A 12,304-nucleotide genomic window follows, 5' to 3' on the forward strand; every position below is an offset into this window, starting at 1 on the left:
TATCCTTCTATGGTCACTTCCCGTTGAGCTTCCACAACTCCGTTTAATGGATTCCTGATAGTTGCCAGTGTCATTCGTTAATTTTTGAATCTAAATGATGGATTCTGTGACAGACTCGGATCCGGAGGGTTGTGGCAACTTATCTGCCGTTTACAAAATGCAGGAAATCCTCGGCGCTAATTACGGGTTTTCCCCAGCGCGCCGCGTTCTTTGCCTTATTAGACATAGTCGCCACGTCAGCGGCCACCAAGCAGTCACAACGGGTTTTCGTGACATTATTCACGGGATGGAACCCGGCAGCCCACGCGATTTCTTCCATTTCTTCACGTTCATAAACCACGCCGTCCAGCATCGCCGTGCCAGTGAAACATATTCGCACCCCAGGGCTCAACACGGCTGCGGCCGGGGGCGCGTCACCGGCGCGAACTCGTTTCACACTCACCCCGTAAGCCCGCTCGAAATCGGCCAGCGCCGTCTCGGTTTCCACGCAAACCGGGTGCCCCGCGAATTTTTCTTCCAACATCGCCGCCACGTCAGCAGCCTCGCCGTAAGGCATAATCATCAAATCATCCGTCATCTGATAGCCCGTATAAGACACTTCCAGCGGCTGATATTCCACCGCTGGTTGCGTCGTGCCGCCCTCCAACGCCGCCGTAAGAGTCAACTGGGCTCGCTCTCCCGCGCGCATCCCGGCGCGAAACTCCCGCCCACCACCGGAACCATCGGCCGGGGTAACAATTTTTTCCAAACCACTGACCATTCCGTTGCGTTTCAGCTCGGTGTCCAAAATCCCCAGCATTGCCTCGGCATCACTGGAAACCAAGCCGTAGCCGCTGATGGCATCCTCTAAGAACGGCCACGCCTGTGCCAGGGTCGGAGCCGACTGCAGCTGGCTGGCTCCCAGACCGTAAACTGCGGCGGAATCCCCCACATCTCGGGTGGGGTTCACCAGGGTGCTGGTCACAGATCCGTCGGGGAAGGCGACGGCGACCTCGATGGGACGCACAAATCCGTCGGATTGTCCCACCAACACGGCTTCTATCGCACACAGCCGGGTGGTTTCGCGACGAGTGGAACCACTCAAAAACTCCCTGACACGGTGGTCAATCTTCAGGTCTTTAGCGTAAATCCGCCGGTGTAACACCAGGCCTTCCAGCGAGGTGCAACGCGACAAGGCCACATAGAGTTGCCCCGTGGCGCGCGTCCCACCCGTCAGGTCAATCACGGCACGATCCAGGGTTTGACCTTGGGATTTGTGAATCGTCACCGCCCAGGCCAGTTTGAAGGGAAACTGGGTGAACGACCCCACCAGGTGATGTTGAATATCGCGACCAATCACTTCGGGACGGGTAATCTCCCAAGTGTAGGGCTCGACCGCAACCGTATTCCCGTTGCGCAACCGCACGTAGACGCATCCCCCCAGGCCACCAGGATCGGCGGGGTCAATGTCGATATCCACAATCACGCCCATTGACCCGTTGACCCAACGCCCGGCCGCATCGTTGTTCAACAGCATGATTTGTGCCCCGATTTTGAAATACAGGGTTTCTTCAGTGGCGCGGGCACTGCGGTCTATTTCGCCACTAATTTCCGCATTGGCCACAAAAATCTGGCCGTCCAGGCATTCCAAAGCACGGCGATTACGTGCGCTAACAATATTGTTGGTCGTCGCCAACGTAAGCCAAAATTCGTCTTTCGGGGGTTCAAAATCCCGGTCGAAATGGGCATTTAGTGCCGCCTGCACGCCTTTGGTCATCCGTCCTTCGCGAATAGCATTGAGGATATCCACCAAAACGGTGTCTCCGATCTGGCGAAACACTGTCTCCAAGGACACCACGTTGAAAAGGTCAAGATTGAAGTTTTCGGCGGAAAAGAAGTACGGGGTGTGGTATACCGTCTGGAAATACTCGGTTTCCGCTTCGGTGACCACCGGCGGCAGTTGATATAAATCCCCCACCAGCACCAGTTGGATTCCCCCGAAAGGCCGCCCCGGGTGTGGGCCGTATTGTTGCAAGGCCAGGGCTATCGAGTCAAACAGGTCGGCTCGCACCATCGAGGCTTCGTCAATAATCAAGGTTTCCAGTTTTGCGATGGTTTTCACGAATTTTCCGGGTTTGGCTCGTCCGCTGGCGACATCACTCGGGGTGACGTTGGGACCGAAGGAAAACAGCCGGTGCAGGGTGTATCCGCCGACGTTTAGCGCCGCCACGCCGGTTGGTGCCGCGACAACGGTACGTCGCTTTTCATGAGTCGCCATGAAGTGGCGAATCAAAGTCGATTTCCCCGTTCCCGCCTTGCCGGTTAGGAACAGGTTTTCCCCTCGATCCAGGCAGTCTAACGCCCGAGCGAAGTCCTCGGTAATAGTAAGAGCCATGTACCAAATTATATGTTTCGCGTGACCGTGGTGGAGTCATGGACACATCAGACCACATTTCCGATATCTCGACATCGAGATAAGCCTGTGACCTGGGTTTCACCCAGCCTTATATATTAACAAAGTGCTTATGGGTCCATCGAACCTGACCTAACATGTTTTCTGTTATTTTTCACAAAAAAATCGTTAAGTTGTGATACACTGGCTGTTAGCCGCGTCAAAACCGGCACGACTCCCCCTATAAATCGATTGCTTTTCAACGACGAGAAGAGGAAAAATATGAGTGAAAAAAAGCATCTAACAGACGGCCCCTTGGTACTGGCTCTGGATTCTTCCACCACCTCCACCAAGGCGATAGTGGTGGATGCGGCTGGAAACGTCTGGTACACCGCCAAGGAAAACATCCAACTCCACACCCCCGCCATGGATTACTATGAGCACAACCCAATTCGATGGTGGGAAACCAGCCGTGCAGTGTTGGCACAGGTAACCAGCCAGCTCAGCCCGGCGCAACGCGAACGCGTAGCAGCTATCGGATTAACCCACCAACGCGAAACTTTTGCCCCCTTTGACAAGAATGGACAGCCGCTTCGCAACGGAATTTTGTGGCTAGACGGGCGTGCCACCGAACAAATCCGACGCTACGGTAACGACCACATCCACGAGCTATCAGGCAAACCTGCCGGAGTGACCCCGGGAATCTACAAGATGGCCTGGGTCAAAGAGCACGAACCCGAAATCTTCCAGAATGCTTACAAGGTAATGGACGTACACGGATACATTGCCTGGCAGCTGACCGGAAAGCCCGTGTCCTCCCAAGCCGCAGCCGATTCCCTGGGACTGTTTGACATTCAAAAACGCGACTGGGCACCGGAATTGTTGGAAATCGCCGGGGTGAAACGCGAACAAATGCCTGATTTGGTGGTTCCATCTCATGAAATGGGAACCCTCAAACGTGAGCTGGCCGAAGAATGGGGCATCAAACCTGTACCCATCATCGCCGGCTTGGGCGATGGACAGGCCGCCGGCATCGGCGCAGCGGCGGTCACTCCCGATGTCGGATTCCTGAACCTGGGCACGGCGGTAAACGCCGGCGTAGAATCCCCGATTTACAAGTACGACAAAGTCTTCCGCACTCACGTATCGGGCATCCCCGACAACTACGTCTTCGAAGTGCTACAGTCTTCCGGCTCCTACTTGGCGGGTTGGTTCCGTGAAACCCTGGGTGATCCGAAACTGTTGGGTGAACCTGACCCCGCTCTCGACGAAGCCGCCGCGAAAATTCCACCCGGCTGCGAAGGCTTGGTCACCTTACCGTATTGGAATGCGGTGCAATCCCCGTATTGGGACTCGGTGGCACGTGGAGCTGTCGTGGGATGGCGCGGCACGCACTCCCGCGCACATATGTACCGCTCGATTTTGGAATCCATCGGTTTCGAGATGCGCTTCAACCTGGACTCACTGGAGCGCGGCACCGGTACCAAGATTACCTCACTGCGAGCCATGGGCGGAGGCACCCGTTCGAAACTGTGGCGTCAAATCATGGCTGACACTACGGCTTTGCCGATAACCATCTGCCTCGAAGATGAAATCTCGGCTTTGGGTGCGGCCGTACTAGCCATGGCCTCCACGGGAGTTTATGGCGATAACGATGTCGCCAACGCGGCACGGCACATGGCTCAATACGGCGAGACTATTGAGCCCGATATGGATAAACACGAACAATACCGAGACGTAGCCAAGATACAACGCACTTTGTACCCCAAGCTTAAGGATACTTTTGAAAGCCTCTATGAACTGGCTCAGAAATACCCTTCAACCAGGCCAAAGTCCCCCGCTGCGGAATTATAGATTGCAACTCATGAAAAGAAAGGAAAACTGATGTCCACAATAACGATTTTAGGAGCCGGAGCCATGGGCTCGGCGCTGTGCACCCCGATGATTGATGCCGGATGGGAGGTGCGATTGTGGGGCACCTGGCTAGACGACCATCTGTTAGACGCGGTCAAAGCAGGCAAAAACCATCCCCGTACCAACGAGCCCTTGGCGCAAGGTGTTAAGCTCTACCGCAGCGACGAACTGGAAAAAGCCTTGGACAGCGCGAATGTGGTGGTCATGTCTGTCGCCTCGGTGGGGGTAGCGAAAGTCACCGAATTGGCACTACCTGGCATTGTCAAGGCTGATGCTCTATGGCTAACTTCCAAGGGCTTTTGTGCCAAAGAAGACGGCGAGATTCAACTGCTGCCCGACGCGATTCGCCGCATCGCTGCCACACAAGGTTACGACCAGCTCCCTCCGATAGTGGCGATTGCGGGTCCGGTGAAAGCCAATGAATGCGCCGCTCGTGAACCTACCGCCACGATTTTCGGGTGCCGCGATGGACAGGTGTCGCTGCGATATGCCCGGCAGGCACGCAGCCAGACCTATGCCATCGAAGCTAGTGACGACGAAGTTGGGGTAGAGATTTGCGCTCCGATGAAGAATGTTTACGCCATCGCGCTGGGGATTGCTGACGGTTTACAAGAAGCCACCGGGGTACCACATCACAATCTGAAAGCCGCGACTTTCTCTCAGGCGGTGCGTGAGATGTCGTTGTTGGGGGCTGCATTAGGTGCCAAGGAATCCACCGCATTCGGCTTGGCGGGCGTGGGAGATTTGGAGGTCACCGGCCTGTCAGGACGTAACAAGTTCTACGGGGTACGCCTGGGACGCGGAGAGAATCCACAAGAAGCTCTGGACGAGATGGCTCGCTTGGAACAAACTGTCGAAGGCGTACCGGCAGCTGCTTTGGCGCAGAAATTCGTGTCCCAAAAAGCCCCGAATCTGGTTGAAAAACTACCATTGCTACAAGCGGTGGTACGGATTTTGGATGGTAAAGTCGAGGATGTCAAGAGCTTGGTCGGCCAGGCGGTGCTGCCCGTGAAACCTTAAAAGTCAATTTTGTCTATGGTATTTTCTAGAAGGTAATTCCCTTTTTGAAAACTGTAGAGGTGGCAATGCCGGTAACGAACCTAGATCCCGAGTCACGGCGACGAAAAATAGTCGCCGTCGTGACTCGGGAAGGTTCTTGTCACATTGACGACTTGGCTCAAATGTTCCAGGTGTCCGCGATGACGGTTTACCGTGATATAGCGGATTTGGAGCATCTGCAGCTGGTAACGCTCCGACGCGGCGAGGTGCAAGCCGCCCAGACTTCGCTGAGTGAGGCCGCTGCAACGGTACGCCTGGGTGCAAAATCGGATTTGAAGCACCGCCTCAGTGACAGGGCACGTAGCTATCTGCGGCGGGGACAGTCAATTATGGTTGACGACTCGTCCTCTACAGTGCCACTGATTTCGGATTTAGCGGATTTGTGCCCAATTACCGTGGCGACGAATGCCGAATTTGTGGCGCAAAGGTTGCGGCTGCAAGAAGGGGTAAAGCTATTACTGTTAGGGGGCGAATACGAGAGTTGGGCCGAGGCGTATTTCGGGGAGTTGACCGAGGCTTCGATTTCTCGGTTGCAGGTGGATTGGCTAATAATGTCGGTTTCCGCTATCACCGACGGGTATTGTTATCACCCCCAAGAGAACGTAGCGCGCACTAAACGCCAGATGATTGCGGCCGCACGCCAGCGTATTCTAGTGGCAGATTGCTCTAAGTTCTCTCGAGCCGCGCTCTACAAGATTGGCTCTTTGACCGACTTTGACATTGTTATCACCGATGCACAAACTCCCCCGGAAATCGTGGCGGCCATGCGGAAATCTGGCCTGCAGGTGGATGTTGTGTAGCGGTTCGCCGCAGTCGGTTGCGTGTGTCCATCTTGGCGGCTTCATGAGGTGCCATCCCCGATTTTGAGCGTCAATCGGAAACCATGCCAGTCCCTTGTTTCAGGGATGCCTAGGGTTTTTTCAGGGGTGTCCCCGATAGCGCGCCGCGATGCGGCGCGCTTAGTCTGGAATTACTTGATTCGAACGAAGGAGTAATTACCAATGAACGCTTCCACCCCGCAAACACCTCATGAAAACGGCTTCGCGCCCCTAAACGCAACCGCACCAGTCAGCCCCGTCGCTAACCCAGCCGGCAACTCAATCGGCGACCCAGCAGGGCTCGGGGCAAGCAACGCTAGCCCTTCGGGATTCGCCGCGCCCGTGCCAACTCCCGATGTGACCGAAACGCCCCGCTCCGCTATTGCGACCCTGGCCGATGTAACCAAGGTGTATGGGAAGGGCCAAAACGCCGTCACAGCGTTGAACCACGTGAACCTGGGGATTCGTGCCCAAGAATGCACCGTGATTATGGGACCATCCGGGTCGGGTAAATCCACGCTGCTGCACGTTTTAGCCGGGCTGGATGCGGTTACTTCCGGCACTATTACCGTGGGTGGTACCGAGATTACACGCTTGCCGGACAAGCCACTGACGAAGTGGCGTCGCGAACAGATTGGCTTCGTGTTCCAGTCTTTTAACCTGGTGCCCACCTTAGATGCGCGGGCAAATATCGAGCTGCCGCTGCGTCTGGCCGGGAAAACTGTTGACCCAGATTGGTTCCAGGCTATTGTCGAATCCTTGAATCTTGGTCAGCGCCTGCGCCACAAGCCCTGGGAGCTCTCCGGGGGTCAGGTGCAGCGCGTGGCGGTGGCGCGAGCCTTGTTGTCGCGACCGGCAATCTTGGTGGCCGACGAGCCGACGGGTAACTTGGATTCGGTTTCCTCAGCGGAGGTTTTGGGACTGCTGGGCAAGGCCGTAAAGGACTTTGGGCAAACCGTGGTGATGGTGACTCATGACCGGCGAGCGGCGGCGATTGGCGACCGGGTGCTGGTGGTTAAAGACGGCCAGATTGTCCACGACCTCGCCCATCCCAGTGCTGACCAGATTGCGCAGGTGGCCTAAATGCGCGGATTACTCTCAGCGAATTTACGAGCCGCGAAGTCCAGTTACGTGGCCACCGCCCTGGCGATTGCCCTGGCAGTAGCATTTTTGCTGACCTGCCTGGGACTCGCGGGCGGCATGAAAGTGAAAATGGCGCACAATCTGGCACACAATGTGACCGGTGCCGAAATCGTGGCCAGTATTAAACCCAATAGCTCTGTGGACGTAAAGGAAGGCCAACCCGGCCCCCTCGACCTGGTGGCTAAGGATTTGTCTGTCGCTCACCGGGAGTGGGAAATCCTCACCCGCTCCCGTTTTGCCGCACAAATCAGCAAGCAAAACCATTCCAACCACAGCGAGGTGCTGGGATTAGCCCAGCCACGCTTTGATTCCGGCGAACTAGCCAAAGGCACTCGCCCCAAAGCTGACACAGAAATCGGCTTGGATGCTTCGATTGCGAAAACCCTGGGAGTTGGGATTCAAGACCAGGTAAACGTGGAAACTTATGACCCGAAAACAGAGCAAACCGTGACCCAAAACTTCACGGTGGCGGGGATTTACAAGGCTTTACCGGGGGCTTTCCCGACCTCTTATGTCACCAGTGCGCGACTGCAAGAGTGGCAAGGGAAAAATCCAATCAGCAATTTGCTGCTCGTGGCCTCCCCGAACGGAGAACTGGGCGGCGGCGCTTCCCAGGCGCAAGCATTAAACGAAATCCGCAATCTCCTCGCAAAACACCACGCCACCGAAGCAATCGATGTCGCCACCTTTAACCAATATCTCTCTGACCAGGTAGATCGCATGATTGGCGGAAACGGGCTGCTGGTGATTCTGTTGGTGTTCCCGCTCTTGGCCGGGGTAACCGCGATTATCGTGGTGTCGGTTACCTACAGTGTGCTGCTGACACGGCGGCGCCGCACCCTCGCCCTGCTACGCGCGGTCGGAGCCACCAAAGGACAGCTGCGTCGTCTATTTTTGAAAGAAACCCTGCTGGTCGGAGCGATTTCCTCGCTGTTGGGGATAGGCATCGGCACCCTTGCCACCGGGATAATAAACCACGAAAGTGACCTGACTCGCACCTGGGGCGAATCTTTCGGGGTGATTGACTGGCCAATGCTCCTAGCCTGTTTCCTCAGTGGCCTGATTATTTCAGTTTTGGCCGGATACGCCCCGGCACGCCAAGTCTCTAAGGTCACCCCGATGCAGGCTTTGGCCGAGGAAGACCCCTATGCGGTGGTGCAAAAACGCCGAATTGTGAAAACCGGCTGTGGCGCGTTCCTGTTCCTGGCCGGCACGGCAATCATGGTGTGGGCCACGATGCAGTCCTATCACCTCATGCATCCCGGCGAGACCAGCGACACTTTCAATAATTCGGCGGCCACAATGTTTTTCCTACTGGCTATGTTTAGTGGGGCGCTGTCGTTTCTCGGCCTGCTGTTGCTCACCGCTGTGGTACTGCCCTATCTCACCGCCGCTTTGGGGCGGCTTTCCCCCAAAAACGCTATGATTTGGCGGCTCGCAGCGGAAAATACCCGGCGCAATCCTCGCCGCACCGGCGCCACCGGCGCGGCGCTGACCTTGGGGGTAACCCTGGTGGTGATGATGCTCACCGGAGCCGCCTCGATGGAAGCCACCGCCCAATACACAATAAATACCAAGAAACCCCTGGATTTCACGCTGTATTCCGTGGATGCTCCCTTGACCGAGGACACTATCGCTCGCGCCGAGCAAGTGAAAAACATCGAGAAAGTCGCGCCGGTTCCGGCCTTGAAAGGCCAGGTTACCTTGAATAAGCCAAGCGATAAATACTATTTCCCCTATGAGCCGAACACCACAGTGCTCCTGGCCGAAGACGTGGCGGCGGACGATATTTCTCGCGCTCCCTTGACCCACCCGCAACCGGGTCAGATTGTAATCCCCAATCTCGATAAACACCTGGTGGGTAAAACCGTCACCGTGACCTGCGGGGACAAGACCCTCAAATTCAAAACCCTAAGTGGCAACTTGAGTTTTGTACAACTGCATCCCGCTGACCTCGCGAAACTGCGTAGCGCGGATAATCTACCCTATACTCAGGCGTTTTACGCCAAAATCAAGGACGGCATAACTTCTGCCGAGGTGGAGCAAATCGCCAGCGACCTGATGGCGCTAAACCCCGAGTTGCGACTGGAAAGTGAGGCTTTTATGCGCGTCATGTTCACCGAGATGTTGCAGGCCATCATGTGGGGTGCCGTAGCGATGCTGGGAGTATCGGTGGTGGTGTCCCTGGTGGGGGTGGCAAACACGCTGGGCTTGTCCGTGTTAGAGCGGCGGCGCGAAAACGGTTTGCTGCGCGCCCTGGGTCTGACCCGGTCGATGATGCGGCTGATGTTGACCTTCGAGGCATTCCTGCTGGGTGTCGGTGGGGTCGTTATCGGTCTGTTGGCCGGGATAGGTTACGCTGTGGCCGGGATTTATGCCCTGCCCATTGGGTTCGAGGACGACGCCCCGCTGGTACTGGTGGTTCCTGGACTGGCTTGGGGTGCGGTCGCTGTGGTTTTGGTGGTGGCAGTGCTGGCCTCGGTGTGGCCGGCCCGCAGTGCCGCGAAAGTCAGTCCCGTAGAGGCTTTGGCACACGACTAAGCCGGAATTGCAGTGGCACCTCGTGAAACGGTTCACGTTTCACGAGGTGCCATCCGGGTTTAAGCCGTATATTTCTAAAATCGCCCTTCCCTAGTGGCTGAGCGTCAAGTACACCACTAGCGTTGCAATCAATCCGCCGGCTAGAATCAACACCGTCACGTCAAACACCGTGCCACGCGCCCGAATCCAGGAGCGGCGATTACTAATCCGCCAGGACACTACCAGCAGCATCAACACCACCAGTCCTCCGCTGGCAATTTGCCACCAACCCGCGACCGCAGCCGCAAACACCGCGATGATGCCCAAGCCTAACACCCACACTTGCCAGTGGGCGTGGGCATCGAAGGGGTGGGGGGTGTCTTCATGAGGTGTCACCTGGGGTTGTGGCTCAGGCACCGAATCCAGGCTGCGCCAGGTTTTCGGGGTTATCGGCAAGACGATGGAGTCTGCGGGTATCGGTGGCTTGCAATCCGGGAGGATTGGCGGCTCCCCGGGATTTAGGGATGCCGGTGGAACCGGGGGAAGTACTCCCCCGGTTCCACTTTGTTTGTCAGTTTTCGCCTGCAATTCCGACTAGCACCTCATGAACTCTATACCTAGTGGAAGAAGTGACGCACCCCGGTAGAGTACATGGTGATTCCGGCCGCCTCGCAAGCCGCGATGGTTTCATCATCACGAATCGAACCACCGGGTTGGACGATGGCTTTCACACCCGCGTCAATCAGAAGCTGCGGTCCGTCCGCGAACGGAAAGAATGCATCCGAAGCGGCCACGGCTCCGCGAGCCCGCTGCGGGGCATTAGCCACTACCAAGTCCTCGGCGCGAGCCCCACCGGCCACATCGGTTTGCTGTCCCGCAGCCGCATCCCCGGTTTCGCGTCCCCCCAAGGTATTGGCGCGTTCCACCGCCAGGCGGCAGGAATCCACTCGGTTAACCTGCCCCATACCGACCCCCACGGTGGCACCGTTTTTAACCAGCAGAATCGCATTAGACTTGGTGGCACGAATAGTTTTCCAGGCGAACTCCAAATCCTGCATCGTCGCTTCGTCTACGTCCGGGCCACACATCTTGGTCCAGCCTTCGCGAGAGTCCCCCGGCGCATCCACGTCGTCGCGTTGTTGGGCAAGGTAGCCGCCACTGATTTGGTGTATCTCTAGCGAGCCACGCACCGGCGGAGTCACTCGCAGTACCCGCATATTCTTTTTGCGCGCCAAGACTTTTACAGCTCCCGGCTCGAAGGAAGGAGCCAAAACCACCTCGGTGAAAATCGGAACAATCTGTTCAGCCAGTTCGACGCTGACCGGACGATTCACCGCGATAACCCCACCGAAGGCCGAAACCGGGTCGCAGGCATGGGCTTTGCGGTGCGCCTCGACTACATCCTTACCGATGGCTATTCCGCAAGGGTTGCAGTGTTTAATAATCGCCACGCACGGTTCTTTGTGGTCATAGGCCGCGCGAATCGCCGCATCCCCATCGGAGTAGTTGTTGTAAGACATTTCCTTGCCGTGCAGCTGAATCGCATAGGCAATCCCCGGAAGTGGCGCTGCTTGCGGGTCGGCACCGACTCGATCGCATTCCTCGATATCATCCAGGTCAGGGTGCGGGGCACATTCCGGACAAGGACAGTCATCCGAATTATCCGCCAACTCGGTGGTGAGCTGATTCATATCCACGTACAAAGCGGCCGCTTGGTGGGGGTTTTCCCCGTAACGCAGGGTTTTCACCTGGTCACCAGACATTTCCAGCCACTCTGGCAGGGGGGAATCCTCGGGTTCTTGGTCGTCATCAGGGTCGATGCCCATGGCTTCCAGAGCGAAACGCGTCAGTTGTTCGTCAAACCACGAGGCCACCGCCGCGTCATACTCAGAGGTATGCGCGAAGGCTTCCGCCGCGAGAATCCGCCGTTCCCTCAGGTCAAAACCTCCGTTCTTCGCGGCATCTATCACTTTCTCGTAGATTGCCGGGGAAGTCACCACCGCCACCGAAGCGTGGTTCTTGCCGGCCGCCCGCACCATCGCCGGGCCGCCAATATCAATCTGTTCCACGCATTCTTCAAAACTTGCTCCGGATGCCACCGTTTGGGCGAAGGGATACAGATTACAAACCACCAGGTCAATGGGTTCGATGCCCAGCTTCTTCATCTGTGCCACATGTTCAGTTTTGCGCCGATCGGCCAAAATCCCGCCATGGATTTTGGGATGCAGCGTTTTGACACGCCCCTCGAAGCATTCCTGGAACCCGGTTACAGCTTCGACCGGGGTGACGGGCAGTCCCGCTGCGGCAATTTTCGCCGCTGTAGATCCGGTAGAGAGAATCTCGACGCCGGCAGCCACCAGTTCTTTCGCGAGTTCTTCGAGTCCGGTTTTATCCCAGACACTAATCAGAGCCCGCTTAATCGGGACTTGGGTGGCACTATCACGTTCGATTGATTCGTTCACGGTTCGCCTTCCTTTTT

Annotated in this window: 8 protein-coding genes; 5 read left to right on the top strand and 3 right to left on the bottom strand. The window is 56.7% G+C overall.

The features are described 5' to 3' along the window. Window positions 1-139 precede the first annotated feature (139 nt). Window positions 140-2,374 carry an AAA family ATPase gene (locus HMPREF0577_RS05615; RefSeq protein ID WP_004012764.1) on the bottom strand — a complete coding sequence of 745 codons (2,235 nt, stop codon included), beginning with the start codon at window positions 2,372-2,374 and terminating at the stop codon, window positions 140-142. A gap of 279 nt (window positions 2,375-2,653) precedes the next feature. Here HMPREF0577_RS05615 and HMPREF0577_RS05620 point away from each other — a divergent pair, with 279 nt between their 5' ends. The 5 genes from HMPREF0577_RS05620 to HMPREF0577_RS05640 all read left to right on the top strand — a co-directional run bounded on the left by HMPREF0577_RS05620 (window position 2,654) and on the right by HMPREF0577_RS05640 (window position 9,846). Then, window positions 2,654-4,225, top strand: a complete 1,572-nt coding sequence (locus HMPREF0577_RS05620) for a xylulokinase (RefSeq protein WP_004015132.1) — start codon at window positions 2,654-2,656, stop codon at window positions 4,223-4,225. A 30-nt stretch (window positions 4,226-4,255) separates the two neighbouring features. Then, window positions 4,256-5,305 (top strand): NAD(P)H-dependent glycerol-3-phosphate dehydrogenase, encoded by a 1,050-nt coding sequence (locus HMPREF0577_RS05625; protein WP_004012766.1) that lies wholly within the window; start codon window positions 4,256-4,258, stop codon window positions 5,303-5,305. Between the two features lie 44 nt (window positions 5,306-5,349). After that, window positions 5,350-6,144 (top strand): DeoR/GlpR family DNA-binding transcription regulator, encoded by a 795-nt coding sequence (locus tag HMPREF0577_RS05630; RefSeq protein ID WP_248613713.1) that lies wholly within the window; start codon window positions 5,350-5,352, stop codon window positions 6,142-6,144. Between the two features lie 201 nt (window positions 6,145-6,345). Further along, a complete protein-coding gene (locus tag HMPREF0577_RS05635; RefSeq protein ID WP_004012768.1) occupies window positions 6,346-7,245 on the top strand; it encodes an ABC transporter ATP-binding protein in 900 nt (299 codons plus the stop codon). Next, the gene (locus HMPREF0577_RS05640; protein WP_004012769.1) at window positions 7,246-9,846 is read left to right on the top strand and encodes an FtsX-like permease family protein; all 2,601 of its coding nucleotides are present in this window, start codon (window positions 7,246-7,248) and stop codon (window positions 9,844-9,846) included. A 90-nt stretch (window positions 9,847-9,936) separates the two neighbouring features. Here the strand turns inward: HMPREF0577_RS05640 and HMPREF0577_RS05645 are convergent, their stop codons facing one another. Then, window positions 9,937-10,413, bottom strand: coding sequence for a hypothetical protein (locus tag HMPREF0577_RS05645; protein ID WP_036342519.1), 477 nt, complete (start codon window positions 10,411-10,413; stop codon window positions 9,937-9,939). Window positions 10,414-10,442: 29 nt separating this feature from the next. Beyond that, window positions 10,443-12,287, bottom strand: coding sequence for a bifunctional phosphoribosylaminoimidazolecarboxamide formyltransferase/inosine monophosphate cyclohydrolase (locus HMPREF0577_RS05650; protein ID WP_004012771.1), 1,845 nt, complete (start codon window positions 12,285-12,287; stop codon window positions 10,443-10,445). Window positions 12,288-12,304 lie beyond the last annotated feature (17 nt).

This window comes from Mobiluncus mulieris ATCC 35243, assembly GCF_000160615.1.
GTDB lineage: Bacteria > Actinomycetota > Actinomycetes > Actinomycetales > Actinomycetaceae > Mobiluncus > Mobiluncus mulieris.

Coding starts and splice junctions, on each gene's coding strand:
- HMPREF0577_RS05625 (WP_004012766.1), top strand. CDS start 4,256: ATGTCCACAATAACGATTTTAGGAGCCGGAGCCATGGGCTCGGCGCTG.
- HMPREF0577_RS05640 (WP_004012769.1), top strand. CDS start 7,246: ATGCGCGGATTACTCTCAGCGAATTTACGAGCCGCGAAGTCCAGTTAC.
- HMPREF0577_RS05615 (WP_004012764.1), bottom strand. CDS start 2,374: ATGGCTCTTACTATTACCGAGGACTTCGCTCGGGCGTTAGACTGCCTG.
- HMPREF0577_RS05620 (WP_004015132.1), top strand. CDS start 2,654: ATGAGTGAAAAAAAGCATCTAACAGACGGCCCCTTGGTACTGGCTCTG.
- HMPREF0577_RS05635 (WP_004012768.1), top strand. CDS start 6,346: ATGAACGCTTCCACCCCGCAAACACCTCATGAAAACGGCTTCGCGCCC.